General features: G+C 57.9%; 24 protein-coding genes, 1 tRNA gene and 1 pseudogene. 19 read left to right on the top strand and 7 right to left on the bottom strand.

What is annotated here, in order from left to right; all coding sequences use genetic code 11:
* Together ACWISF_RS06230 and ACWISF_RS06225 are read right to left on the bottom strand one after the other, a co-directional pair.
* Positions 1-750 (bottom strand): TRAP transporter large permease subunit (locus tag ACWISF_RS06230; RefSeq protein ID WP_448380722.1); only part of this gene is annotated, 750 nt, incomplete at its 3' end.
* A gap of 48 nt (positions 751-798) precedes the next feature.
* Positions 799-1659 carry a 4-hydroxybenzoate solanesyltransferase gene (locus ACWISF_RS06225; protein WP_448380721.1) on the bottom strand — a complete coding sequence of 287 codons (861 nt, stop codon included), beginning with the start codon at positions 1657-1659 and terminating at the stop codon, positions 799-801.
* Positions 1660-1766: 107 nt separating this feature from the next.
* Here ACWISF_RS06225 and ACWISF_RS06220 point away from each other — a divergent pair, with 107 nt between their 5' ends.
* Positions 1767-3386: a cyclic peptide export ABC transporter gene (locus ACWISF_RS06220; protein WP_448380720.1), complete on the top strand. Its 1620-nt coding sequence runs from the start codon at positions 1767-1769 to the stop codon at positions 3384-3386.
* 201 nt (positions 3387-3587) lie between these two features.
* Here the strand turns inward: ACWISF_RS06220 and ACWISF_RS06215 are convergent, their stop codons facing one another.
* Positions 3588-5705 carry a protein kinase domain-containing protein gene (locus tag ACWISF_RS06215; RefSeq protein ID WP_448380719.1) on the bottom strand — a complete coding sequence of 706 codons (2118 nt, stop codon included), beginning with the start codon at positions 5703-5705 and terminating at the stop codon, positions 3588-3590.
* A 148-nt stretch (positions 5706-5853) separates the two neighbouring features.
* On the opposite strand from ACWISF_RS06215, the gene ACWISF_RS06210 reads away from it, so the two are divergent.
* From ACWISF_RS06210 to ACWISF_RS06180, 7 genes are all read left to right on the top strand, one after another.
* On the top strand, positions 5854-6216 hold the full coding sequence (locus tag ACWISF_RS06210; protein WP_448380718.1) for an NAD(P)H-quinone oxidoreductase subunit 3: 363 nt from the start codon (positions 5854-5856) through the stop codon (positions 6214-6216).
* Entirely contained in the window at positions 6207-6923 is a 717-nt protein-coding gene (locus tag ACWISF_RS06205; protein ID WP_448380717.1) for an NADH dehydrogenase subunit K, read from the top strand. The genes ACWISF_RS06210 and ACWISF_RS06205 overlap by 10 nt, the downstream gene beginning before the upstream one ends.
* Positions 6916-7428 carry an NAD(P)H-quinone oxidoreductase subunit J gene (locus tag ACWISF_RS06200; RefSeq protein WP_448380716.1) on the top strand — a complete coding sequence of 171 codons (513 nt, stop codon included), beginning with the start codon at positions 6916-6918 and terminating at the stop codon, positions 7426-7428. Before ACWISF_RS06205 ends, ACWISF_RS06200 begins: the two co-directional genes overlap by 8 nt.
* 37 nt (positions 7429-7465) lie before the next feature.
* On the top strand, positions 7466-8107 hold the full coding sequence (locus ACWISF_RS06195; protein WP_448380723.1) for an ABC transporter ATP-binding protein: 642 nt from the start codon (positions 7466-7468) through the stop codon (positions 8105-8107).
* 452 nt (positions 8108-8559) lie between these two features.
* A tRNA-Lys gene (locus tag ACWISF_RS06190) sits at positions 8560-8631 on the top strand.
* Between the two features lie 322 nt (positions 8632-8953).
* On the top strand, positions 8954-9895 hold the full coding sequence (locus tag ACWISF_RS06185; RefSeq protein WP_448380715.1) for a COX15/CtaA family protein: 942 nt from the start codon (positions 8954-8956) through the stop codon (positions 9893-9895).
* Positions 9895-10845: a heme o synthase gene (locus tag ACWISF_RS06180; protein WP_448380714.1), complete on the top strand. Its 951-nt coding sequence runs from the start codon at positions 9895-9897 to the stop codon at positions 10843-10845. The genes ACWISF_RS06185 and ACWISF_RS06180 overlap by 1 nt, the downstream gene beginning before the upstream one ends.
* A 5-nt stretch (positions 10846-10850) precedes the next feature.
* Here ACWISF_RS06180 and ACWISF_RS06175 read toward each other — a convergent pair whose 3' ends face one another.
* On the bottom strand, positions 10851-11792 hold the full coding sequence (locus ACWISF_RS06175) for a sensor histidine kinase (protein ID WP_448380713.1): 942 nt from the start codon (positions 11790-11792) through the stop codon (positions 10851-10853).
* A gap of 455 nt (positions 11793-12247) precedes the next feature.
* Here ACWISF_RS06175 and ACWISF_RS06170 point away from each other — a divergent pair.
* The 3 genes and pseudogenes from ACWISF_RS06170 to ACWISF_RS06160 all read left to right on the top strand — a co-directional run bounded on the left by ACWISF_RS06170 (position 12248) and on the right by ACWISF_RS06160 (position 15251).
* Positions 12248-12713, top strand: a pseudogene (locus ACWISF_RS06170) (EVE domain-containing protein).
* A gap of 33 nt (positions 12714-12746) precedes the next feature.
* The gene (locus tag ACWISF_RS06165; RefSeq protein WP_448380712.1) at positions 12747-14222 is read left to right on the top strand and encodes a leucyl aminopeptidase; all 1476 of its coding nucleotides are present in this window, start codon (positions 12747-12749) and stop codon (positions 14220-14222) included.
* Positions 14223-14231: 9 nt separating this feature from the next.
* Positions 14232-15251, top strand: coding sequence for a hypothetical protein (locus tag ACWISF_RS06160; RefSeq protein WP_448380711.1), 1020 nt, complete (start codon positions 14232-14234; stop codon positions 15249-15251).
* 753 nt (positions 15252-16004) lie between these two features.
* On the opposite strand, the gene ACWISF_RS06155 is transcribed toward ACWISF_RS06160, so the two are convergent.
* From ACWISF_RS06155 to ACWISF_RS06145, 3 genes are all read right to left on the bottom strand, one after another.
* A complete protein-coding gene (locus ACWISF_RS06155; RefSeq protein WP_448380710.1) occupies positions 16005-16535 on the bottom strand; it encodes a tetratricopeptide repeat protein in 531 nt (176 codons plus the stop codon).
* Entirely contained in the window at positions 16536-16811 is a 276-nt protein-coding gene (locus ACWISF_RS06150) for a hypothetical protein (protein WP_448380709.1), read from the bottom strand.
* Positions 16812-16941: 130 nt separating this feature from the next.
* The gene (locus ACWISF_RS06145; protein WP_448380708.1) at positions 16942-17091 is read right to left on the bottom strand and encodes a chlorophyll a/b-binding protein; all 150 of its coding nucleotides are present in this window, start codon (positions 17089-17091) and stop codon (positions 16942-16944) included.
* A gap of 117 nt (positions 17092-17208) precedes the next feature.
* On the opposite strand from ACWISF_RS06145, the gene ACWISF_RS06140 reads away from it, so the two are divergent.
* From ACWISF_RS06140 to ACWISF_RS06105, 8 genes are all read left to right on the top strand, one after another.
* The gene (locus ACWISF_RS06140) at positions 17209-18429 is read left to right on the top strand and encodes a GTP-binding protein (protein WP_448380707.1); all 1221 of its coding nucleotides are present in this window, start codon (positions 17209-17211) and stop codon (positions 18427-18429) included.
* A 20-nt stretch (positions 18430-18449) separates the two neighbouring features.
* Positions 18450-18755, top strand: coding sequence for a YtxH domain-containing protein (locus tag ACWISF_RS06135; RefSeq protein WP_448380706.1), 306 nt, complete (start codon positions 18450-18452; stop codon positions 18753-18755).
* Positions 18748-19179: a DUF948 domain-containing protein gene (locus ACWISF_RS06130; protein WP_448380705.1), complete on the top strand. Its 432-nt coding sequence runs from the start codon at positions 18748-18750 to the stop codon at positions 19177-19179. The genes ACWISF_RS06135 and ACWISF_RS06130 overlap by 8 nt, the downstream gene beginning before the upstream one ends.
* Before the next feature lie 407 nt (positions 19180-19586).
* Positions 19587-20930 carry a ribosome biogenesis GTPase Der gene (der, locus tag ACWISF_RS06125; RefSeq protein WP_448380704.1) on the top strand — a complete coding sequence of 448 codons (1344 nt, stop codon included), beginning with the start codon at positions 19587-19589 and terminating at the stop codon, positions 20928-20930.
* Positions 20931-21104: 174 nt separating this feature from the next.
* On the top strand, positions 21105-22331 hold the full coding sequence (locus ACWISF_RS06120) for a chemotaxis protein (protein ID WP_448380703.1): 1227 nt from the start codon (positions 21105-21107) through the stop codon (positions 22329-22331).
* Positions 22332-22698: 367 nt separating this feature from the next.
* Entirely contained in the window at positions 22699-24192 is a 1494-nt protein-coding gene (crtD, locus tag ACWISF_RS06115; protein ID WP_448380702.1) for a C-3',4' desaturase CrtD, read from the top strand.
* Positions 24193-24348: 156 nt separating this feature from the next.
* Complete coding sequence (locus ACWISF_RS06110) at positions 24349-25440, top strand: pentapeptide repeat-containing protein (protein ID WP_448380701.1); 1092 nt, start codon at positions 24349-24351, stop codon at positions 25438-25440.
* On the top strand, positions 25406-26194 hold the full coding sequence (locus tag ACWISF_RS06105; RefSeq protein WP_448380700.1) for a photosystem II S4 domain protein: 789 nt from the start codon (positions 25406-25408) through the stop codon (positions 26192-26194). The genes ACWISF_RS06110 and ACWISF_RS06105 overlap by 35 nt, the downstream gene beginning before the upstream one ends.
* Positions 26195-26330 lie beyond the last annotated feature (136 nt).

The raw sequence follows: 26330 nt of genomic DNA, 5'->3' as shown, positions 1-26330 counted from the left end.
GACGTCGGCGATGCGTTGGCGCACAGCCTTGCTCTGAAGCCCGTCATCGATGACCTCACGCACCTTATTCCAGTCGAGCCCAAAAAACCACTCAGCGAAATCTGCCAGAGCTCGCCGCAACCAGCCGAGGTGGGACTGCTTGTACTGCTCAAGACTGTCCTGAAGAAAGCGCACGATATGCGGTGTTTGCTCGCGCAGAAGGCCCACGACGCTGTGTGCGAGCCTGTCGCGGTTGGCCTTGTGGTTCAGCCAGGGATCTACCACGTTCTCCAGAAACGCTGTAACATTCTCGTTCGTAAGGCCTTCAGAGAAGCCCTCCCGCAGGAGGGACATGATTTCAGGATAGAAGCGGTTGATGATCGCTGGCAGGTTCTGCCGAAGGATCGGACCAAGACGCAATCGCAGGGTGCTCCGAAATGTCTTGTCGTCAAGCGCCTCCCCGACGAGGCGGGTAAGCTCGTCGGCTATGATCTCCGGGGTCAGCAGGCGTTCGGCGACCCCCGACTGCTCCAGCAGCGAACCCAACAGGATGAAATAGGGAATCGCCAGCAGGGTGTAGTTGGACATAATGCCGAAAATCCGGTACGGCAAGGCGGTGAGAAACAAGGGGTCAAACACTCCCAAGGCCACCCCCACCAGGGCAAACAGCATGGCTACCCCCCCCAGGGCAAACGCCACCGGGTACCCCGTTGCCAGGAAAATCAACGCCCCCAGAAACATCAGAGGCCCCAACCAGGCTCCCGCATCCATCGCACTGCCGCCACCTGCCACCTCTGATTATCCGTCGCCGGGGGACGCTTAGCCAATGAGGGAAATGACCATGCCCAACAACAGCAAAAACCCGGTGACCACCTGCTCGCGAAACATCCGGCCATAGACCGCCAGGGGTTGCCTGTGCCGCAACTGCCACACCTGTTTTGCCCAGACCGCCGCCGTCACCGCCAGCATGAGGTAATAAAAACCACCCAAGCCCATCGCCAGGCCCACACCCGTTAACAAAAGCAACGTTACAGCCAATAAAATGCCCACCGCCAAGGGGGTGTGCCGACCAAAAAACCGGGCGCTGGAATGAATCCCCAAACGCGCGTCATCCTCCCGGTCCGGCAGCGCATAAATCGTATCGAACCCCAGCGTCCAGCACCACACTGCCCCCCACAACCACCAGGTCACCCCCGTCACCGTACCCGTCACCGCCGCCCAAGGGATAAGCACTGCAAACCCCCACGCCGTCGCCAAGACCGCCTGAGGCACCGGACACCAACGTTTCGCTGAAGGATAAAGCACGATCACCGGCACCGCCAGCACCGCCAGGGCAAACCCCAGAGGATTCAGATACCGTGCCAACCCGTAGGCACAGGCAAAGGCCACCAGCGCCACCATCCCCGCCAGCCAGAGGGGAATGTGTCCCTGGGCCAAAGGTCGTTGGGCCGTCCGTTGTACCTGGGCATCCAAACGGTGATCCCACAGGTCATTGACCACACACCCGGCGGCACTCGTCGCCACCGCCCCCAACACCACCACCACCAGCAAATCCCAGGGCGGACGCCCCCCACTGGCCAGCACCAGCGACCACAGGGCAGGCACCAACAAAATCAGGCGTCCCGTCGGCTTATCCCAGCGCAACAGGCGGATGACATGAAACAGACCAGGGGCCAACATACGCCGGAGCTTATGGGATAATGGAAAAGCCGGCGGCGTTCTTAATCATCTTTTTATTATGGGTTCCCCCAGCCAGTTCTGCCAGGGATAGGCGACAGGATGCGCCAGTGAGACTCCTATTTTTTTTGCTCCAAACCTCCGGGTGGCAGGTGGCGTTGGCAATCATCACCGGGTTTCTCAGTGGCGGCAGCAGTGCCGGTTTGTTGGCTTTGATTAGCCGTGCGCTTGTCGAAGGAGCCACCCCGCCGGTTATTCTTGCTTTTATCGGTTTAGCCACCATTGCCCTTGCCACCAGCATTATTTCCCAGGTGATGTTGATTCGTCTGTCCCAGCGGGCGGTTTTTGACCTGCGCATTCATTTGAGCCGCCAAATTCTCCGCGCCGAACTTGCCCATTTGGAGCAACTGGGTACGCCTCGTCTTTTGGCCACTCTCACGGAAGATGTGCAAGCCGTTGCGCAGGCGGTTTTTGCCATGCCGTTTTTGTGTATTGACGCTGCCATTGTCCTAGGTAGTCTGATTTACATCAGTTGGCTATCTTGGCAAGTTTTATTCATGGTGGTGGGATTAACCGCCGTTGCCATTGGCAGTTGTCAATTTTTCACCCATTTGGGCAGCCAATCCCTCGCCCGCGCCCGCGAAAAACAAGATCATCTGTTCCAGGATTTCCAAGGGCTAATCCAAGGGGTCAAAGAACTTAAATTGCACGAACAAAAGCAACGGGTATTTTTACAAGAATATCTCATGGTTCATGCCCAGGAGTTTCGCCGCCATAGTGTCATCGGATTAACTTATTTTGCCAACACATCCAGTTTTGGGAAACTCATTTTCTTTTTCGCCATCGGTTTTGTTTTATTTAGCTTGCCCAAATTAATCACCCTTAATCCCCAAACCCTCTCCGGCTATGTCTTGGTTTTCACCTATTTAATGCTGCCAATGGATCATTTGGTGAACAACCTACCCACCCTCAGCCGTGCCGGTGTTGCCTTAGAAAAAATCACCTCCTTGGGGCTATCCCTTGCCGGTTCTAGTGAACTGGAAACCTTGGCAGAACCTATTCGCACCCAATGGCACAAGCTGGAACTGCGGGAAGTGGTGCATCAGTATCCCTCCACCCAAGACGACCATCCCTTTCGTTTTGGCCCTGTGAGTTTAACCATTGTCCCCGGCGAAATTGTCATGATCGTTGGCGGCAATGGCAGCGGGAAATCTACCTTGGCAAAATTAATTACGGGGCTATATACCCCCCAATCGGGAGCCATTTATTTGGATGACACCCTGATTGATGCCCAAAATCGCCATTGGTATCGCCAACATTTCGCCGTTGTTTTTTCTGATTTTTATCTGTTCGAGAGTTTATTGGGTTTAGGAGCGGATCGGGAATTAGTTTCTCAATACCTCAAACAACTCCAGTTAGAGCACAAAGTGACGATCAAAAATGGACAGTTTTCCACCACGGCTCTGTCTCAGGGACAACGCAAACGCCTGGCTTTGCTGATTGCCTATTTAGAAGACCGTCCCATCTATGTTTTTGACGAATGGGCTGCCGACCAAGACCCCCGGTTCAAAGAATTTTTTTACACCGAATTTCTCCCCAAATTACGAGCGCAAGGGAAAACGATTTTAGTGATTAGCCACGATGACCACTATTTTCACATTGCTGACCATCTCATCAAACTGGATTATGGCCGCATTGAATACGATAAGCGTGACACTTCCACCGTCTAAAGTCGGGGGATGCTTACGCAGTCCACCAACGGACTTGTCAAGACGCCCCTCGACCGTTCCTTGAGGCAAAACCTACGGCCCGCTCAAGCGACCGCCTGGGAATGGTACGCCTGGAGTCGCTTACGGGCTTTTCCGCCCGGCAGTACGGGGCTACCAAGCTATCCGGTCTCGGTGCCCCCCTATCAGCCGCCGGTTTTGCGGTTACTGCACCACTTGCCAGAGCTTGATGGTATTGTCCCGGCTACCACTGGCGAGCCATTGCATGTCAGGGCTAAACGCCAGCGACGTAATCCCTTTTTCATGCCCTGGCAAGGTCATGAGCAAGGCATAGGACTGGCCATCCCACACGCGAATGCTCCCTTCCCAGCCCCCTGTGACCAGGTAACGGCCATCAGGACTATAGGCCACCGCCCGTACCCCCTCCTTGTGCCCCGTGAGCGTGGTAATCGGGTCGCCGTTGTGGAGATGCCACACATGGGCATTGGTGTCCTCGCTCCCTGCCACAATGACCCGACCATTGGGACTGACCACCACGGCATTAAAACCACTGCCGCTAAAACTGGTCGGGCCAAGAATGTTCCGCAAGGGGTCGCCCCCATCTGTCAGCCAAACCTTGATCGAATTATCCCAACTGCTGCTGACCAACAACCGCCCATCCGAGGTAAAGGTCACACCGCGGACATAACTGGCATGACCCGTCAAGGTCGTTAGCAAAGCCCCATTGTCCACCTGCCAGAGTTTAATCGTCTTGTCCTCACTGGCGCTGGCCAACACCAACCCATCGGGACGCATCGCCAACGCATCAACCGCACCCCCGTGTCTATTGAACAAATTGCCCAGGGTACGCACCGGTTTGTCGCCCGGAAGTTGCCAAATTTTGATCACCCGTTCTTCCCCCGCCGCCGCCAAAAACCGCCCATCGGGACTCAGCGCCAGGGCGTGCAACCCCCGGGGATTGTTGCTCCCCCAACTCAACTGCCGGGGATAACTCAGGGAACTCAGCCCCCAACACAGCACCACCCCGTCGCGGCCACAGCTAAAAAGATAACGGCTATCGGGACTAAAACACACCGCTTTCACCCAATGGCTATGACCCCCCGCCAAGGTATGGACACAAGGCCAAATGGGGTCTTTTTGGACCGTAGTCACCTGGGGCGGGGGTGTGCGCGTCCCCAGGCGCGAAGGGGAAGTTTGCGGCAGACGCCCTGTAGTGGGGTTGAGCCGACTGGTAGTAGGCGGCGTCGTCCCCCCCGTAGTTCGCAGCGGCGGCGTGGGGGGATTCGTGCCACCCGTTGGGCTACCCAAAGCACCCAGCCGCCCCAACCCCGGCAGAGGATTCACAGGGCCAACCAAACCCGCCCCCGGTATCCCCAACCCCCCCAAGGCACGCACCGCTCGGGCGGGTTGCTCCAGGGCTTGCAAGGCCTCCAACGCCTGCGCCGCCGAGGCAAACCGTTGCCCCGGTAACCGTTGCAACAATTTATCCAAAAACTGCATCAAGTCTTCGCTCAGGGGTTGTTTGAGGGCTTGGCGCCAAAGCCAAACATTCTCCCGGATGTTAAATAATTTGCTGGGGGAAATGCCGGTCAGCAAATAAATGCAGGTGGCCCCCAAACTGTACAAATCGCTGGCAAATACCGCCTTGCCCATCATCTGCTCCGGGGCGGCAAAGCCACTGCTGCCGATGGCCGTACCCGTTTTGAATAGCCCCGATTCCCGCACAAATTTCACCGCCCCAAAGTCCACCAGGAATAATTTCTGGTCGGATTTTTGCCGAATGATATTTTTGGGTTTTACGTCCCGGTGAATGACATTTTGCTGGTGGATGTAATCTAAAACGGGCAGTAAATCGGCCAGCAATTGTCGGATTTTGGTTTCGTCAAACGGGCCTTGGCGCAACAGTTCTTCGGCCAAATCCTGACCGTCAATGAATTTTTGCACTAGATAGGAGCGGCCATCCAAGATGAAGTAGGCCAGCAAATCGGGAATCTGGGGATGGTTGCCCAGCCGTTCCAGTTGCACCGCCTCCTGCTCAAACAGGGTCATGGCCTTCTGCATGGCCTCAGGAGACTGGATCACCTGGGGCTGAAACATTTTGATCACACAGGCGGGACGAGAGGGAATGCTTTCATCCACCGCCTGAAAGGTGCGGCCAAAATTCCCCTGGCCGATGGGTTTAATGGCCCGATAGCGCCCCTTGAGTACAAGTGGACTGCCACAGGCACGACAGGTCACTTCCGTAGCCGCATTTTCGGGGGCGGGACAGTCGGGGTTGAGACAATAGCTCATGGGAAATGGTGGGGTAGCGCGCCCGGTCACCTTTATCATAACCTGTCTTTCGCAGTGGACCCGATCACTGACTGACCCCAAAATCCCTTGGGTGGGCATGTTCCAGATTTTTCTGCGCCGTTGCCGGAGCTGTATTATCATATAAGAACGATTTAAGTAACGTGCGGGGATAAGGGCGGTGTTTGAACTGCAAGGCTACGATTATTTGCTAGTGTTTTTGTTGGTCTGTAGTCTGGTGCCGATTGCCGCCTTGAGTCTGTCGGCGCGCTTGCGTCCCAAGGGCACGGGTCCCGAACGGCGCACCAGCTATGAATCGGGGATGGAACCGCGCGGGGAAGCCTGGGTGCAGTTCAACATCCGTTACTACATGTTTGCCCTGGTGTTTGTGGTGTTTGATGTGGAAACCGTGTTTTTGTATCCCTGGGCGGTGGCGTTTCACCAGTTGGGCTTGCTGGCGTTTGTGGAAGCTTTAATTTTTATTGCTATCCTGGTAATTGCCCTGGTTTATGCGTGGCGCAAAGGAGCTTTGGAATGGTCATGACTCCCACCTTTGGTGAAGCCAAAATTGCGAATCCGATTGAGCGTCCCCAGGTGACCCAAGACCTGGCGAACAACGTAATTTTGACCACTTTGAATGACCTGTACGATTGGGCGCGATTGTCGAGTTTGTGGCCGTTGTTGTACGGAACCAGTTGCTGTTTTATTGAGTTTGCGGCCTTGATTGGTTCCCGGTTTGATTTTGACCGGTTTGGCCTGATCCCCCGTTCGAGTCCGCGGCAGGCGGATTTGATCATCACTGCCGGGACGATCACGATGAAGATGGCGCCGGCGTTGGTGCGTTTGTATGAACAAATGCCCGACCCCAAGTATGTGATTGCGATGGGGGCTTGTACGATTACCGGCGGGATGTTCAGCACGGACTCCTACACGGTGGTACGGGGGGTGGATAAGCTGATTCCGGTGGATGTGTATCTGCCGGGCTGTCCACCCAAACCGGAGGCCATCATTGATGCGATTATCAAATTGCGCAAGAAAATTGCCCAAGAGGATGCGCGGGAACGCCGTCTCTACGAGCAAACGCACCGCTATTTCACCGTGAAACATGAGTTAAAGGTGGTGCCGCCAATTTTGACGGGGGAATATCTGCAAAGTCCGACCCGGCAAGCGCCGCCCAAGGAATTGGCGCAGGCGATGGGGGTACCGGTTGGTGCTTTGGCGCCCCAAACCGAGGAGGTCAGCCGTGGCTGAAGCGACCGGGCAAGCGTTAGCGCCGGTGGAGCCGGGTCCGGTTTCCCAGTGGTTAACCAGCCAGGGGTTTGCCCACCGGTTTTTGGGGCGGGACCACCAGGGGGTGGAGATTCTCCAGGTGGAACGGGAGGTGCTTTTGCCGATTGCGACGGCTTTGTACGGCTATGGGTTCAATTACCTCCGCTGTCAGGGCGGCTACGATGTCGGGCCGGGGCAGGAATTGGTGAGCTTTTATTACCTGGTCAAGCTGGCGGACAATGCCGACCGCCCGGAGGAGGTGTGTGTCAAGGTCTTTTTGCCGCGCCACGACCCGAAAGTGCCGTCGGTGTACTGGATTTGGCGCACGGCGGACTGGCAGGAGCGGGAAACCTACGACTTGTACGGCATTGAGTACGTGGGCCATCCCCATCTCAAACGGATTCTCATGCCGGAGGACTGGGTGGGTTGGCCGATGCGCAAGGACTACATCACGCCGGACTTTTACGAGTTGCAGGATGCCTATTAGTCGGGGAGGGGGGGCAGCGGCGGGGTAGCTCCTGGTGATGTTATCGCTGGTGAACGTGACCTATCACCCACCGGCGGTGTCCCGCCCCATTCTCCAGCAGGTCAATTTGGTGTTGCCGCCCCAGTCCTTGACGTTGGTCATCGGGGTCAGCGGCGCAGGAAAAACCACGTTGCTGGAATTGATTGCGGGTTTGGCGACACCGACCCAAGGGCAGATTCTTTGGCAAGAACAACCCTTGCAGCCTGCTGATTTGCAAGAATTGGCGGGGTTGGTCTTTCAATTTCCCGAACGGCATTTTTGCGGCTTCACCCTGTGGGAGGAATTGCGACTCGGCCATCCCGAACTCACCCTGGAACAGGTGCAACAGGTGCTTGGCACGGTGCATTTGGGGATGCTGCCGCTGCATCAGTCCCCCCATGAACTCAGCGGTGGCCAGCAGCGGCGGTTGGCTTTGGCGGTGCAGTTGATCCGTCAACCCTATTTGCTGTTGTTGGATGAACCGCTGGCGGGTTTGGATTGGTCCATGCGCCAACAGGTGACGCAGTTGTTGCAGGAATTGAAAAATACCTGGTCCTTGCTGGTTGTCAGCCATGACACGCGGGAATTGTCTGGCATCGCGGATCAGGTATGGCAGTTGGCGGGGGGGCGGCTACAGGCCATCAGCGGCGCAGGAAATTAATATTAATACCTTAATATTTTTTACGGCATCCCTTCCACGGGCATTTCCCCACAAACGCTATTTTGGAATTGGAAAAGCTGTGGCTGCTGCGAGATAGGAAATTTGGATGGATAACCAATGGCATCTCCGGCGTCGTTAGAGTTTCCCATATTTATCGTTTTGATCACCCTGTCTGGATGTGGCAATGCCCTTTGTTTGTGATGCTGAAAATCGCGGGGTTGTGGGATGCAATTGACATTGCTTGAGTTTCAATGATTGTTTCGGCTTGGGCAATAGGCTGGTTTTATCTTTTAGCGGGCTGTAATGAGAAATAATTAGCAAAAACGATAAGGCAACTACTTGTTGTTATGGCCAATTGACACGGTTATCAGCTCCCCAAATAGCACAAACTACATCACCGCACCCAGGGGCAACCCGTCGTTAACTGTGCTAGACTGGAGACCTGGGATGGTGGGTCGGTAGCTCAGCGGTAGAGCACTCGGCTTTTAACCGATTGGCCCTGGGTTCGATCCCCAGCCGACCCATCCCATCCATGCCAATTTCTAATCCTGTAATTGACCCGTTCGTTGAGGAATTTATTTTTTATTAATAGTTAACTGAATGCTTCTTTTTGCGTTTAGTCGCCCATATCCCACCTGCCGGTCATCCCAGGTCTGTTTTTGAGGTGATTTCCTAGAAATCGGCAAAGGGTGCGCCTTGGGCTGCGCTGTGGCAAAGCCGGAAGGCTGGGGTTTTTGGCAACAATTTGTTAACTTCCGATTGTTAACTTCCGAAGAAATTCTTAAACATCGGCAACATTAGGGGCCTGAGCCTTTATAACAGAGAAGGATTTACCCGTGAGTACCCATGATCGATGTGCAAATTTCTCGCGCTGGGGGAGCCGGGGGATGGGTTCCCCTGCGGTTGGTGCGCCGCTGGTTGTGGTTTTTGGTAGGCGCCACGTGGGGCTTGATGGCCCTAGGGAGTGCGACCCGGGTGATGGAGGCAGGGTTGGCCTGCCCGGATTGGCCGCTGTGTTTTGGTCAGGTGGTGCCTGTGAAGGAAATGGATGTGCAGGTGTTTTTGGAGTGGTTTCACCGCTTGGTGGCGGCAATGGTGGGCCTGGGCGTGCTGACCCTGACGGGGGTGGCTTGGTGGTGGCGGGTGCATTTGCCCCGCTGGTTGCCTTGGGGGGTGACGGCAGCCTTGGGTTTGGTGCTGTGGCAAGGGATTTTGGGGGGACTGACGGTGACCCAATGGTTGCGGTTTGATATTGTCACGGCGCATTTGGGGACGGGGTTGGCGTTTTTTAGCCTGTTGTTGACGTTGGTGATGCTGTTGCAGGAGGCGCCCGCGCTGACGCAACCGTTGCCTCGGTTTTTGCCGGGCTTGGCGCTGGTGGCCGCTTTGACAGTGTATGGACAAAGTTTGTTGGGGGGGCTGGTGGCTTCCCGCTGGGCGGCGCATCAGTGTTTCCTGGGGCGGGAGTTATGTCAGGTGCTCCACTGGCATTTGCTGGGGGTGATCCCGGCGACGCTGGCGAGTCTGGCGGTGGGGGTGGTGGCCTGGCGCCAAGGGCGGGTGGCTCCTTGGCTGGGGCGTTGGGGTCAGGGGGTGCTCGTGCTCCTGGCGCTGCAGCTGGGGGTGGGGGTGGCGACCTACCAACTGCGGTTGCAGGTGGAACCCTTGACCGTGATGCATCAGGCGGTGGGCGCATTGCTGTTGGGGAGTTTGGTGGCCCTGACCACGTGGTTGCAGCGGACAAAGCGGGCAGCAAGACCAGAGTCTATTGCAGGAGTGTTGGGGTGATGGAAACATCCCGCTGGACAACGGTTCCACTTTGGGCCAGGGTTTTGGACTACGTGCAACTGATGAAGCCGCGGATCATTGTCCTGTTGTTGGTCACGACCGCGGGGGCCATGTGGCTGGCGGCTCAGGGAGAACCGGATGTGAATGTTGTACTTACAACCTTGGCGACGGGTACCATGGCGGCGGGGGCGGCCAATACCATCAACTGTCTCTACGACCGGGATATCGACCGGGTGATGGTGCGCACCCAGGGACGACCCATTCCGGCGGGGCGAATTACGCCAGGGCAGGCGTTGGTGTTTGCGGTGGTGTTGGCGGTAGGGGCGTTGGTCATCCAAAGCTGGCGGGTGAATTTCCTGAGTGCCCTGTTGGAGTGGGCGGGGATTTTGGTGTATGTGCTGGTTTATACCCATTGGTTGAAGCGCTCTAGTCCGCAAAATATCGTGATCGGTGGGGCCGCAGGGGCAATTCCGCCGTTGGTGGGCTGGGCAGCGGTCACGGGTAACCTGTCTCCCTGTGCGTGGATTTTGTTTGCCATTATTTTTATTTGGACGCCGCCCCATTTTTGGGCATTGGCCTTGCTGATTCGCGAGGATTATGCTCAGGTGGGAGTGCCGATGTTGCCGGTGGTGGCGGGTTCAGAGCAAACGACACAGCAAATTTTATTCTATACATTCCTGCTGGTGCCCACCAGTTTGTTGTTGGTTTATCCCTGTGGGGTGGTGGGGGGATTGTATGCGTTGATTGCCCTGATTTTGGGTGGGATATTTGTGTATAAGGTTTTGCAGTTGTTTAACCAACCGCAAGCGGTGGATTTGGCCCGTTCGGTGTTTAAGTATTCGATTGTGTATTTGTTGCTCTTGTATCTGGGGATGGGCTTAGACCGCTGGCCTTTGGTGCATACATGGCAAAATGTCTGGGTGCAAAAAGCCATGCACTGGTGGGGTTAGCGATGTTAGTTGGCGTTGGTAGGAGCCATGCGGGCCACTTTGGGCAGTTCTAAGGTCAGCCCCTGGCCCAACAGCAACCGGCCCTGGAGCCGTTCCATGAGCATTTGGGTGACGTACAAGTGGATACCGGGGCGTGTGGGTCCTAATGGATACCACAATTCTCCCAAATCCAGCTCCGGCACGCCAATTTGCAGACCTGTGCCGCCTGACCAACTGCGCACCTGCACCTGCGTTTCCCCTGGGGTATGGCGCAGTGCGTAGTCCAACACCTGAACCAGGATGCGCACCAACAGGGCTGGGTCGCTCCACACGGGCGGCAATTCCTGGATGTGCCATACGACCCGCTCCGGCGCGTGCTTGAGGCTCAACTCCTGCATCACTTCCGGCACCAAATCTGCCACCCGCACGGGGCGAAAATGACCTGGGGTCACCGGCCAGCGGGACAGGGTGAGCACCGCTTCTACCAACTCCGCTAGGTGCGCCACCTGGGTCTGGACAATCTGTAGAAAATGGCGAATCTGGTCGTGGCTAAAATGCGCCTGGGACTGCAACAGGGTATCCACAAACCCCTTGATACTCGTTAGCGGCGTGCGTAATTCGTGGCTGAGGGTATCAATAAATTCCTGCTGGGACTGCTCTAAATCCCGGCTATGCTCCGGCACAAAACTCCACACCAACCACTCCTGATCCCCTAGGGATAACTTGCGCACCAGCACCCGCATCATCAACCAACTTCTGGGGGTCGAAAGCCGCACCCGTCCCCCCGCCTCCTGCCACCGCAAATAGGTGGCCAATTCCGGCCAAAATTCGGCAATCCCATTGCCCTGTAACCGCTGGGGATCAAGGGAAAACCAGTCCGCCATGACCTGATTGCAGTGCAGAATTTGCCCATCCCCCTGGGTTAAAATCACCCCAATGGGCAGGCAATTGAGCAGATCGGGGATCATCTTTCCGGGACACCTGGGGGGATCAAATCCAGTCTAACGATCCTTAGGGAAATCCCAGAAATTTTCAACTAAATCGCTTAATAGCTCCGAAGGAATTGTTAAATCCCGTTTCCCTCAGCCGTGGTAGCAGGCTAAGCATTTGTGCTAGGGATACCTTACCCACTCAAGTTGTTAGCGTGATACAGCCTTTTAAGCGTTTATAGGGTACGGTTGAAATTCCACTTGCCATAGGTCAGTCATACTGAGGCTTTAGAATAATCAAGGCTTTTTGCATCCTTTAATTTATAAATAGGCTGTACCTTGGTGCTTGAGCATATTACTGATTTCAATCAAAGTAGCACTTCTGGCAATTACCTCCCCAGCATTTGCTGTGAGGGAGAGATTTCTTTAGTCGCTACCTGCGCTCGGCTTTCTGTAACCTGACTATTCTTTCCTTTTTTCTTTGGAGAACCCCAATGGCCTATTGGTTGATGAAGTCGGAACCCCTTGAGATGGCCTTGCTGACCTCCAACGAGACGGTTCCACGATTTGGGATGGGGTATGCAATTACCAAGCCCGCAATTTTTTACGACAGATGCGGTTGGGAGAGTGGGCATTTTTCTATCATTCCAACGCCAGTCCGCCGGGTATTTTCGGTCTGATGGAACTTATTAATAAAATTAAAGAATAAAATTAAAGATCAGGTGGTTGACCCCAGCCAATTTGACCCCCACCGTCCCTGACCCCAAATCGCCGGTGGATAACCCCCGTTGGTGGACGGTCGAAGTTGCTTATGTGCAAACCTGTGCCCCACCCCTTACCCTAGACGATTTACGCCGCCATTATGACCCTGCTCAATTTCTGCTGCTGCGCCCTGGCAATCGGTTGTCCGTACTGCCGGTGCCAACTGCCATTGCCCTGTCTGCCCAGGGACTACAATAGAGGTCTATGCGCCATTTACGCTAGGGAAACATTATGGAGTTTGTAACCATCAGCACCCGTCCCCAGGATTGGCAAGGGGATTTGTTGTGTATCGGTTTTGGGCAAGACCAGGTGGAGGTGACCGGCGATGTGGCCGAGTTGGATAGCCGCTTGGGGGGTGCGGTGCAGGAGTTGATCGCCGAAACAGAATTCAAGGGCAAGCCCGGCACGTCCAGTGTGACGCGTCTGGCCGGCGGTAGCCCGGTGAAAAGACTTGCCCTGGTGGGGTTGGGCAAGGCCAATGCCACCTCCCCGCTCGAGGCCTATCGCCAAGGGGCAGCCACCGCGGCCAAAATCGCCAAAACCCAAAAAGCTCACACTTTGGGGATTTATTTTCCTGGTGGTGACCTGTCCCCGGAGGCCTTGAGTGCTGCCATGACCGAGGGCGTTTTGTTGGCCCTGCACCAGGACCATCGCTTCAAATCGGAGCCGGAAGAGAAACCGCCGGTGCTGGAGCGGGTGGACTTTTTGGGCATGGCAGGGGGACAAGCGGGGATCGAGCAGGCCCAAAAGGTGGTCTCTGGGGTGATTTTGGCGCGGGAATTGGTGGCTGCCCCGGCCAGTATGGTTACACCCACCACCTTGGCAGAAACGGCCCTATCGCTGGCGCAGACCTATGGGTTCCAGGTCACGATTTTGGAGCGGGAAGACTGCGAACGCTTGGGGATGGGGGCTTTCTTGGGCGTGGCGCAGGGGTCGGATACGCCGCCTAAATTTATTCACCTGACCTACACACCGCCGGGGACGCCGACCAAACGGGTGGCGCTGGTGGGCAAAGGGGTGACCTTTGATTCCGGCGGCTTGAATCTCAAAACCCAGGGGGGCATCGAGACCATGAAGATGGATATGGCCGGTGCTGCCGCTGTTTTGGGCTGTTTTAAGGTGTTGGGGCAACTGCAACCGCCGGTGCTGGTGCATGGCATTATTGCCGCTACGGAAAACATGATCAACGGCCACGCCCTGCACCCTGGCGACATTCTCACCGCCAGCAATGGCAAAACGATTGAAGTGAACAACACGGATGCGGAAGGACGGCTGACCCTGGCGGATGCGCTGGTCTATGCCGAAAAGCTGGAGGTGGATGCGATTGTGGATTTGGCCACGCTCACGGGGGCCTGCATTGTCGCTTTAGGGGATGATATTGCCGGGCTGTGGAGTACGGAGGACGCCCTAGCCGAATCCCTGTTGCGGGCATCGGCGACCACCGGCGAGAAAATCTGGCGGATGCCCCTGGAAGAAAAATACTTCGAGGCGATGAAATCCCCGATTGCCGACATGAAAAACGCGGGCGGTCGCAGCGCCGGTTCGATTACCGGGGCGTTGTTTTTGCGTCAGTACGTGCAAAAAACCCCTTGGGCGCACCTGGATGTGGCTGGCCCGGTGTGGACCGAAAAGGGCAATACCTACGCAGGGCCAGGGGCAACCGGGTTTGGCGTGCGGTTGCTGGTGGCATGGCTGTTGAACCAATAGGGTGTGCGGATGACCCCCGATGGCGCAGTGCTGGAACCTGAAGCCAACCCCCAAGCCCGGCAGCGGCTAATTCTCCATATCAACGGGGTCACGGCAGGGGTGGACAAACAGAAGCGGGATTTGGCCGCCCTCCAACGCATGGCGCCCACCGCCTGTATCCGGGGCATTCACAACGCCAGCGTGGATTGGCGCACGGATGTCCTCGAAAGTATCCTGGGGCGGTCGGAACTGTGGCAGTACCAACAGGGCAACGGGGAAACCCAACAACGGCTGGCCGGTTACAGCCATCTGCTCCGGCAACTCCTCAGCCTGCCCGAAATTCCCCCCAATGCCGACCTACGCCAATACCTGCCCCAGGCTACCACCGGCACGGGGTTGCTCGACGGTGAACTCCTGCGCCAACTCCCCTTTATCAACCAACTCACCTGGCACGACGTTCTCCAATATCTCTACGGGGACTATCCGGCGGGGGCCTCCTGCGCCACCTTGCGGTTGGCCTACGAACTGGCACGGGGCATCCAACAGGGGGTGCCGGTGCTGGTGGTGGCCCACAGCCAGGGGTTGATCATCGCCGCCCTGGCCGCCTACATTCTGGGGCACTTTTTCGGGGCCTATACCCGCTGGCAGGAACAGGTGTTTATCCTGGGGTACGGCCCGGTCATTCTGCTGGAAGAATTGCCGCCGGGGCTACGGGGACAAACCATCCTCATCCAAGACCGCCATGACCTGGTGGCCGAAGCCTTTAGCAACATGCGCTATACGGACTTTTGGAATGTGCTGCAAACCCAATTTTGGCGCACCATCCAACGCTGGCACCAACTCCCCCAATTGGCCCGCCCCGACAGCCAGCACAGCGCGGGTTACTATCTCGGCCTGTTGGGGACGCCCGCCAGCCGCCGCTCCGGTGAACTCATTGAGTATTTTGTCAGCCAAGAATGGCAGCACAACCCCGTATTTGAGCGGTTTCGGGGCATTCGTTTAATCCTGGAAGACCTGGTGCCAGGGGGGGCTTTGGCGGTGAGGAATTAGCAAAATTGAGCATTTTCCCCGTTTTGGGCATTGCTACCCCAGAAATTCTTATCAATCCACCTAGTGACAAACCCGTAAGCCCCCTGGTATATTAATCTCAGTGTGTGAGGAGCGAACCAGAAGAGACACCGAGACGAAACACGGCCAGTCGTCGGTGTCTTTTCTGCTTTATAAGAAGGCTCGCTGGCAGCGTGCGCAAAGCAGGCCTAGTGAGGGGGACAGCCAGGTGAGGGCAATGAGCGAGTTTTCGGAATTTTGGCGTTGTTCACACCGCAGAATGGCTTGGTAGCTCTGTACTACGGGGCGGAAAAGCCTTTCAGCAACTTGAGTTGCTTACCTAAATATCAATGAGGCGTACCATTCCCAGGCAGTCGCTTGAGCGGGCTGTCGGCCTTGCACCTACGACGGTGACAAACCCGACCGGTGCGTCCCCGCTGACGCGAACAGTAAAGAAGGAACGGTGTAGGGGTTGCGCGTCCGTTTGGGGACTGCGTCAAGGCGGTGGGAGTGTCAATTCTGCTGCCCAATAGGTCAAAACCTTATATAGCTAAGCATACAAAGGTTGACATGACATAGGCCGCTGGGCGTAGCCCCACGTTGGTTTCCTATAGCGAAGCGTGGCCTAGCCATGAATCTTAAGGCGACAACCTTAACCTACCTATAACCTACTATAGCCCGTTTACCCCAAAAGTTGCCCTGGAATTTCTTGCAACATCTTTACTCTCAAATTGTTGAGGTCTCTCTGCACAAGGGTTATGCGGTCGGAGCCAGACGTTTGCGTAGGGCATGGGCGCGCTGTTTGGCCGTGGGATTTTCGGGCGCAATCTGCAACACCTGTTCGTACATGGCCAACGCCTGCGCCGTTAGTTGTTTTTTTTCGTAGGCATGGCCGAGATTGTTCATCGCCGTCACATAATCCGGTTGTAGTTTCAGGGCTTCCCGATACTGACGAATCGCCAGGTCATACTGCTCTTGGCTGAAATAGGCATAGCCCAGAGCGTTGTACACCTTGGCTAAGCCCGCTGCATCCTGTTCATCCCAAAGTTTCAGCGCTTTTTGCAATTGATTGATACATTGCACGTACAGTTTTTTGCGCAGATAAATGCTCCCTAATTCGTAATAATCGGCAGGACTGGCCTGCCCACGGGTGACCTGTTGCTGGAGTTGGCTCAGCCGGGTTTCCGTGATGCGGGTGCGCCACACTTGCCGAGCGACCACCACCGCCGCCACGCCCAGCAGGGTGAGCAATCCCAGCACATACAACCACTGCAGAACCAGTTCCACCTACTCCACTCCCACCGGTTCGGTCACCGTTAAGTCCAACACGTAGTCGGGACTGGTGAAAAATCCCCGCAGTTGATTGGCTTGTTCGTTGTAAAAAGAATAGGCCTGCAACCCCCAATGCCCGCTAAACCCGTTGGGGTCGCCGTTGAGGGTGCCCGACCCTTCATCCACCAGCAGGGTCACGCAGTTGTCACTAAAGGAATTGCTGTCGTTCAAGCGCACCCGCACAATGTAGTCCGTATTAAACACTTGATTGCCAATCCGAATCAGTGTCATACGCCCTCGTTGAACCCACAATTCCAGGATAAAACACAAAAAAGCCCGGCGTGACCCCAGGCCTTACCCAGCATTGCCGCATACGCCTTGGGGAGGTGTCGGCCAGCGCCAACTCACCCCCCCAGCACCATTACATCAAACCCAATTGGGCAAGAATGCCTTTGCCGGTCAACAGCTCGGTGGCAACCCCGATCACAAAGCCCAGCATCGCCAACCGACCGTTCCAGGTTTCCGCAAAGTTGGTAAAACCAAATTTGGGGGCAGTGTTTTGCTCTTGCATGACCCAGTTCCTCCAAAGTAAGGGAAGTTTCATTAACAAATGTAACTAAATCCCCGGCAAATGGCAACAAAATTTTACATTTGGCCGGGGGCGGGGTGAGCAGGGGAGGCAAAGGCGATGGGGCAGGCGGCTAGGTATGCGGTGACGGATTGGGCGGCGTTGCGGGGGGCTTGGTGTTGGGAGCAGGCACGGGCGTTGGTCGGTGGGGCGGCCCGGCAGCGGTTGGAGGCGGGCTGGGTGCGGGTGGTGGCCTTGGGGCTGGTGGGCCGGGGTAAATCCAGTGTGTTGAATGCGCTGGTGGGGGAACCCGTGTTTGCCACCGGGGCGGTGCATGGGGTGACGCGGGGGGCGCAGGCGGTGGCTTGGCGGGTGGGGGATTGCTCGGTGGAACTGGTGGATACGCCGGGGTTGGATGAGGTGGGGGCGGACGCGGCGGCGGCGGTTTGGGCCTTGGCCTTGAGCGCGGAATTGGTGTTATTGGTGCTCAGCGGCGACCCCAACCGGTTGGAACTGGGTCTGCTGGCGCGGTTGGTGGCGGCGGGGAAACCCCTGGTGGTGGTGATTAACAAAATGGACCAATACCCTCCGGCGGCGCAGGCCCAACTGCAAGCCCGCTGGCAGAGCGACCCCTTGGCCCGCTGGGTCGCCCCGGAGGATGTGGTCTGGGTGGCGGCGCAACCGACGGGCTGGCAGAAAACCGCAAGCGGGACGGTGGTGCGGCGTCCTTTGCCCCCGCAGGTGGAACCCTTGCGGCAGGTGTTGGCGGCCCAGCTTCCCCGGTTGGCCCCGGCGCTTTTGGCTTTGAATGCCCTGCAAACCAGCACCCAGTCGCCGCCTTTACCCGCGCCCCCCCGGCAGATTGAGGCGCTAATTTGGCGGGCCAGTACCACCAAAGCTCTGGCGGTGGCGGTCAATCCCCTGTGGGGGGTGGATTTGCTGGTGGGCGCGGCGCTGGATGGGGCGTTGTTGACCCGGTTGGCCAAGCGGGCGGGAGCCACCCTGTCCCCTTGGGAAGCTGGACAATTGTTGCGGTTGTTGGCGGGCAGTTTGGGGGGGTTGGGCGTGGGGAGCAGTCTGCTCAAAGCCGGATTGGCCGGGGTGGGAGGCATTGCCCTGGTGCCCTATCTGGCGGTCGCGGCAAGTCAGGGTGCCCTGGCGGGGTTGGCCACCTACCTTATCGGGCGGCTGGGCTGGCAGTATTTGGTTCAGGGCAAAACCTGGGGGGCAGGCAGTCCCCGGGAGCAAATCCACCGCTGGTTGGGCGCGATTGACCAGGGGGCCGTGCTCGCCCGGTTGCGCCGGTATTTGCATCATCCCCCCGGCGATGGGATACAGTAAAGCCAGGGTGGAGTGCTGTCATGAGCCGGAACAACGCGGGAGCATTTTTGGGGGGATTGGTCATCGGCGGGGTGACCGGTCTGGTGGCCGGCCTGGTGTTGGCGCCCCGGTCGGGTCGGGAAACGCGCCGGGTGTTGCGGAAAACCGTTGCCGCCCTCCCGGAATTGACTACCGATGTGTCAGATAATTTGCAACTCCAGTCCCAACGCTGGACGGGATTGCTCCGGCAGCAGTGGCGCAACACCTGGGAACGGTTGCAAACCGCCATCCAAGCCGGAGTGGAAGCCGGGCGGCAAGAACACCAACGCTACCAAAACCGTGGCTGAAGCGGTCTTTATCCTGGGGTTATCGCTGTTGTTGGTGGCGGTGTCCCTGACCGCCGTCCTGGTGGCCCTGATTCCGGCAGTGCAAGAGATTGCCCGGGCGGCGCGCAGCATTGACAAACTGGCCGAGACCCTCAGCCGCGATTTGCCCCCCACCCTCGATGCCATTCGCCTAACGGGCATGGAAATCAGCGACCTGACCGACGATGTCAGCCAGGGGGTGCAAAACGCCAGCCGTCTGGTCGAACAGGTCAACCAGGGGGTGCAAAGTACCCAACAAACCCTGCGCCGCACCCAGATATCCACCCGCAGCGTTTGGGTAGGGATGAAGGCGGCCTGGAAAGCCTGGCGGCAGCCCCCACCACGCCCTCACCGGTTACCCCCGGAACGCCAATCCCTGCCGGAGCCGCCTGCTCAAGCCGAGTAGGGACCACCGTTAGCTGGCTGGGCATCCGCCTGCTTTGGAACGGTCGCCCTGCAGGTGGTTGCTTCTCGCTATGCTGGAAATAGCCCTACGTTGCCGAAGCGGTAACAGCGCCGACGGCACACCTCGGGTTCGCTTGGTAGCGCCGTACGACGGGGTGGAAAAGGCCGCTCGCGTTAGCGGGACGTAGTCCTTGAGTGACCGGGGTCGCCTGCCAACTACCCCGGTGAACGACCCGGACGGTGCGCGCGTAAGTAAGCGGAACCTTGAGACTTGGTTTCAAGGAACCGTTTACGGATGTCTTGACAGTACCTTTATGCGCCCGTTTGGGGACTGCGTAAGCATCTCCCGCCTTGAGGCGGTGGGAGTGTCCAATCGGTTTTGCCGTTGCATGTCATAACCCTTGCTCCATGTCTCTCCCCATTGTGGCCGTGGTCGGTCGCCCCAATGTGGGCAAATCCACGCTGGTCAACCGGATTGCCGGGAACCAGGAAGCCATTGTCTATGACCAACCCGGCATCACCCGCGACCGCATCTACCGGCCAGCCTTTTGGCGGGACCGGGAATTTTTGTTGGTGGACACGGGCGGGTTGATTTTTGACGACGACACGGAATTGTTCCCGCAAATTCGCCAGCAGGCCATGACCGCGATGGCCGAATCCCAGGCGGTGATCTTTGTGGTGGATGGGCAAACCGGCCCCACCACCGGCGATGCGGAAATTGCCCAATGGTTGCGCCAGCAGTCCCTGCCGGTATTGTTGGCGGTCAACAAATGCGAATCCGTGACCCAAGGGTGGACCCAAGCCGCCCAATTTTGGGAACTGGGGTTAGGCGAACCCTATCCCATCTCCGCCGGGCATGGCACGGGGGTCGGGGATTTGCTCGATGCGCTGGTGCCCCATTTGCCGCCAGGGGGAGCAGAAGCGGCGACCGACCCCATCCAGGTGGCAATTGTGGGCCGTCCCAACGTGGGCAAATCCAGTCTGCTCAACGCCTTAGTCGGCAGCGAGCGGGCAATCGTCAGTCCCATACCCGGCACCACCCGCGACAGCGTCGATACCCTCGTCGAGCGGGACGGCCAAACCTACCGGCTGATTGACACCGCCGGGATTCGCCGCAAAAAGTACGTGGAATACGGCCCCGAATTTTTCAGCATCAACCGGGCGTTCAAAGCCATCCGGCGAGCGGACGTGGTGCTTTTAGTGCTGGATGTCACCGAGGGGGTCACCGACCAGGACCTGAAACTGGCCGACCGCATCATCCAGGAAGGCCGCGCCTGCGTGCTCATTGCCAACAAATGGGACGCCGTCCCCAAAGACAGCCACACCCTGCCCCAGGTGGAACGGCAACTGCGGCAACGGTTGTACTTTCTCGACTGGGCGGATATGTTGTTTATCAGCGCCAAAACCGGCCAACGGGTAGAAAAAATTTTCCCGCTGGTGCAAACGGCTGCCGCCTCCCACCGCCACCGGGTTGCCACTGCCGTAATTAACGACGTCCTGGCCGAAGCCACCAGTTGGCAATCGCCCCCCGCCAACCGCCAAGGCCGCCAAGGCCGCATCTACTACGGCACCCAAGTCCAGACCCAACCCCCCACCATCGCCCTGTTTGTCAATGACCCCAAACTGTTCAAGGAGAACTACCGCCGCTACCTGGAGCACCAATTCCGGGAACACCTGGGCTTCCGGGGCACCCCCATCCAGTTCCTCTGGCGGGGCAAAACCGAACGCCAAGCCCACCGCCAAACCCCCTAAGCCGCGCTCCCCAGGGCATATGGGGTGCGGCTGTCAATCCCAAGCTGCCTGGTGGGCCAACTTTTACCGTTTGTTAACCGTTTCATAACCCAAATCGGTCTGTAGTCGGTAGATATTGGAAGTAGGTATAGGGAATCAAGCACGGAGCCAAACGAGGGGTCAGGGGGCAAAGGTATGGACGAGACGGCGACGCTTGCGGTGATGGACTACCGAGTCAGAGATTTGCCCTACACGGATTATTGCGTGGACCCAAGCACGCCCGGCAAAGAGGTATGGGCCCGGATGCAAGCGGATGTGGAATTAGCAGGGGTCATTTTGTTGCGGGAAGACCAGTTGGTGGGGATGATTTCCCGGCGGCGTTTTTTGGAACGGATGAGTCGTCCCTACAGTTTGGAAATCTATCTCAAGCGCCCCATCGCAGCCATTTTAGAAGTAGAAAATGTGCCCGTTCTGGAAGTGTCAGGGGATGCCCGGATTGATGAAGTTGCGGCTGCCGCCCTCAACCGTCCAGTTGAATTGGTGTATGAACCCGTAGTGGTGATTATTCCCGACGAGCCCCCCCGGTTGGTGGATTTGCATGTTCTCCTCTTGGCCCAGTCGCAAATGTTGGCGGCCACCAATGCCATCGTGCAGCAAAAAACCGCCGAACTCCAAAGCAGTTTAGACCGCCTGACCGAGGAACAAAACAAGGTGCGGGAGTACACCCGTCTGTTGGAAATCAAACAGATGGAAAGCAAACAGCGCAATGAGCTTTTGCAAAAGCAACAGGAAGAACTTAGCTCCAAAACCAGGGAAATTGCCGAGCTTAACGAGCGATTTGTCCGCATTGGCCAATTGCTGTCTTTAGAGGGGAAAAAAGCCTTCCAAGCCACCTTTGCCGGGGTAAACACCATTTGCAGTACGACAGACCAAATCATCAATATAGGGGAGGCCCTGGAAAAAGAATTAGAAGCGGTAGATAGCGCCACCAAAATCATCGAAGACGTGAGCAAACAGGTGCGTCACTTGGCGGTGCAGGCGGCGGTGGTGGCCAACCAATCGGGGGGGCAATTGGCTGGATTTGGTTACATCACGTCCGAAATTGGCAAACTGGTGAGTCAAACGTTCGAGGCCAGTAGCCAAGTCAATCGGATTGCCAGCCGGTTCCGCAGCAAAATTCAGGAGAATGGGGAGGCGGCCCGTTCGACGGCGGAAACGGCCCGTTCGTTGATCCAAAAAATCCAACGGGCGGAGATGGCCCTTGCGGAATTGGAACAACTGGTGGGCACAGCGTTGACGCCGGAAAGTTCGCCGGAGGAAGTCCAAGCAGCGATTAAAAGCGGCGGCAGTGATGCTGCGGCTACCCGCCTCCAAATGGTCGAAGAACCAAAGACTCAAGTGCAGTCCGAGACAGCATATTAAATAAAAAAACAAAAAAATAAACATTTGTGGATTTGTGGGTGGCGCAGTTTCAGACGGCCATAACGCTCAAGACATGCGCGACCGATGACTGCACCTGACCCGACGCCGGATGTTCCCTGCCCTTCTCGTGGCGACCCCGGTGATGTGATTGCGAGATGGTGTGTTACTGAATAGTTAAGGTTGAAAAAATTAAATAAACCGATGAACTAGCCGTATGCCCACACGCTGTTGCGGTTGGGATTGCCATTGGCAGGGCTTTGCGCCTCGAAAACGGCGGGATGCAAAAACAGGCAACCCACGCGCGGTTAAGACCCCCAGCCCCTTGCGCTACCATGAAAAGAGTGTGAACTTTTGTAACAAAACGCCCATGCGGATTGGGGTCATTGGGGCAGGCATTGGCGGACTAACGGCAGCGGCCTTGTTAGCCCGGCGTGGGTTTGAGGTGGTGGTGTGGGAACAGGCGGCGCAGGTGGGGGGGTGTGCGTCCACCTTCCGGCGGGGTGGCTTTACGTTTGAGGTGGGGGCAACCCAGGTGGCGGGTTTGGAACCGGGGGGCATTCATCACCAGGTCTTTACGGAGTTGGGGATACCCGTGCCGTCGGGGGTGTGGTGTGACCCGGCCTGTGCGGTGTATTTGCCTGGGGAAAGGGAGCCGGTGCGGGTGTGGCGTGACCCGGAACGCTGGCGGGCAGAACGGCAACGGCACTTTCCGGGCAGCGAACCCTTTTGGCAGTGGATGGACTACTTGTTTGCGGTGGGCTGGCAGTTTCAACAGCGGCAACCCGTGATTCCGCCGCGCTCTTGGGGGGATTGGGGACAATTGCTGCGGGCGTTGGACGGGGATACCCTGCGGGTGAGTCCCCTGGCGCTGCTGACAGTAGGGCAGGCCCTGCGCCTTTGCGGACTGGGGCGGGATCGCCGTTTGAAAACTTTTTTGGATATGCAGTTAAAACTCTATTCCCAATGTGATGCGGATGAAACGGCGTTACTCTACGGCGCAACGGTCCTCGGCATCCCCCATGCCCCCCAGGGGTTACAGCATGTGCACGGCAGTATGCAGGTGTTGAGCCAGGGGTTGTTGCAGGGGTTGCATCGGTGGGGGGGGCGACTGCGGCGACGGCAGCGGGTGACCGCCATTGCCGTGCAGGAGGGGCAGGTGCAGGGGGTGTGGGTGGAAAACCGGCGGGGCGAGTGCCGCTACGAACCGGTGGACCACCTGGTGGCGAATGTGACGGCGGTGGATTTGCTGCGGTTGTTGGGGGAGGCGGCGCCTAGGGGCTACCGGCGGCGGATTATGGGGTTGCCGCCTGCTTCCGGCTGCTTTGTGGTGTATCTGGGGGTGAAACAGGCAGCCATTCCCGACGGCTGTCCGTTGCATTTACAGTTTATGTACGATGCCCAGGGGGAAATTGGGGAGAACAATGCCCTGTTTGTATCGGTTAGCCAGCCGGGGGATGGGCGGGCGCCGGCGGGGATGGCCACCATCATTGCCTCCTCGTTTACCGATGTTCGCCGCTGGCAGCAGGGGGATTACGCCGCCTTAAAACAGCAGTACACGGACCAGGCGGTGGCGCGGCTGGGGCAATTTTTTGACCTCTCGGCGGGGCATATCGTCCACTGCGAGGCGGCGACCCCGCGTACCTTTGCCCGCTATACGGCGCGATTTCAGGGGATGGTGGGGGGCATCGGGCAGCGGGTGTCCACCTTTGGCCCCTGGGGACTGGCAACCCGCACGCCGATTCGCAACCTCTGGCTGGTGGGGGATTCGGTGCATCCGGGGGAGGGAACCGCAGGGGTAAGTTATGCGGCGGTGCAGGCGGTGGGGCAGATTCTGGCCAGCCATGCGTCGTGCAAGCGTTGAGGCGGCGTCGGCCCCTCGGGGAGGACAGGAGAATCATGTTAGGATTTGGGCGGGTGTTCCGGAGTGATTTTGCTCATTGGGGCAAGGCCAATCTTGGGGTTACGGTAGTAGAAGGGTACCGAACCAGCCACAGGACCTATGCTAGAGCGATTGGCCATGTCTATGCCTACTCCCGACTTGTCCGCTTGGTTGCAAAACGCCCTCGCTCCCCTCGACTGCACCGGGCAAGGGGTTTGGGATGGCACCCGGTTGCGGGTGATGGTAGAAGGTAAAGCCGTACCGGTGGCGACCGAGGTGATGCAGTGCCTGCGCACCCATTTACCCCAATTGGGGAGCAGCGAAATCACATCGCTGTTGGTGTTTGGGCGGGTGCAGGGGGAGACCATTCCCCACTGGGCAGAAACCCTGACGGTCACGCCAGCCATGCGGGGAGAATCGCTGCAGGAGCGGTTGGCGCGCCTCAAAGAAAGTCTGCACCGCCAGTCCCAATTGGGGCAGCGGTTCCGGGAACAGATGGGCACCCTTCGCCCCCAGACGGTGCCGCCCCAGCCGACGGCTACCCCCAGTACCACCCTGACGGCGGCGGATGTGCAGCAACGGTTGCAGCAGGGCCAGCGGGATTTCAGCCAGATGGACCTCAGTGGTTTGGATTTGCGCGGCTTGAACTTGGCCGGGGTGTGTCTGCGGGGTGCCGACCTCTCGCGGGCGAATCTGGGCGGCAGTGACCTCAGCGGTGCAGACTTACAGCAGGCGGTGCTGCGGGGTGCCAATTTGGCGGAAGCCAATCTCTGCCGGGCCAATCTGAACCGGGCAATCCTCGCCAGCGAACCCCGCAACGCCACGAACCTACGGCTGGCGGATGTGCGGCAGGCCAATTTGGCGGAAGCGACCCTGGCGCGAGTGATGGCTGTGGGGGCCAATTTTGCCGGGGCCAATCTGAGGCGAGCGGATTTGAGCCGGGCGGACGTCTCCCAGGCCAATTTTACCCAGGCGGACTTGTCCCAGGCGGATTTGTCCCGCGCCAACCTGAGTGGGACGGAGTTGACCGACACCAATCTCTGCCAGGCCAACCTCACGGCGACGGATTTGACCTGGAGCAAACTGGTACGCACCAATTTGGAGCGGGCGGATTTGTCCGAAGCCAGCCTCAACCACGCCCAAATAACCGCAGCGCACCTCAAAGACGCGGTATTCAAAGGCACCATCTTGCCCAATGGCATCGTCACCTACACCGCCCCAGCGGAGTGATAAGCCGAGCAAGCCAGAACTGCAGGCACGGCTGGCGGATTGGCTCCGGCGGGTCGAACGGACACGGCAGGTGGTGGTGAGTGATTTGCTCAACCCCCCTGAAGCGGCGGCAGTACAGGCCTACTGCCAACGGCTCAGCACCGTGCAATGGTGTGTGTGGGGCGGCTATCCCCAGGCGGAACGGGTGCGGGTGGCTTTGGCGCCTGCCGAGCGACCGCTGACCCCGGCAGATGTGCCCTTGACCCTGCTGGGCATAGCGGGCAATTTTTTATTCGACCCGGCCAGCCATCGGGACTTTTTGGGCGCCATTTTGGGCACGGGGGTCGTGCGGGAAAAAATCGGCGACCTGCTCGTTTTGGGCGAACGGGGGGCGCAGGTGATTGTCGTGCCCGAACTGGCGGAATTTCTCTGCACCCATCTGACCCATGTGCGTTCGGTGCCTGTGACCGTCAGGGTTTTGGATTGGGCAGAATTGTGCGTCCCAGCCCCGCGCACCAAAACCCTCACCACCGTCGAAGCCTCCCTACGCCTGGATGCCCTGGGTTCTGCTGGGTTTGGCCTCTCCCGCGCCAAAATGGTGGACTGGATCAAACAGGGGGAAGTGCGCGTCAATTGGCAAACCATCACCCAACCCAGCCATCTGCTCAAAACCGGCGATGTCATTGCCCTGCGGGGAAAAGGTAGGGTGGTGGTCGGCGACATCACCCTCACCAAAAAAGACCGTTACCGGGTAGAGTTGACCCGCTTTACGTGACATACTCCCGTCTCATGGCTACGCCACGCTTTGCTAACGTCCTACGGCCAGAGAGCGGGCTTCAATACGCTTCAAAGGACTCCGTCCCGCTGACGCGACCGGGGAGCTTCCGCAAGAACCCTCTGCGTATTGCAGA

It is taken from the genome of Gloeomargarita sp., from assembly GCF_053491055.1.
The sequence above is the reverse complement of the archived record's forward strand: the minus strand, read 5'-3'. Positions and strand labels throughout refer to the sequence as shown.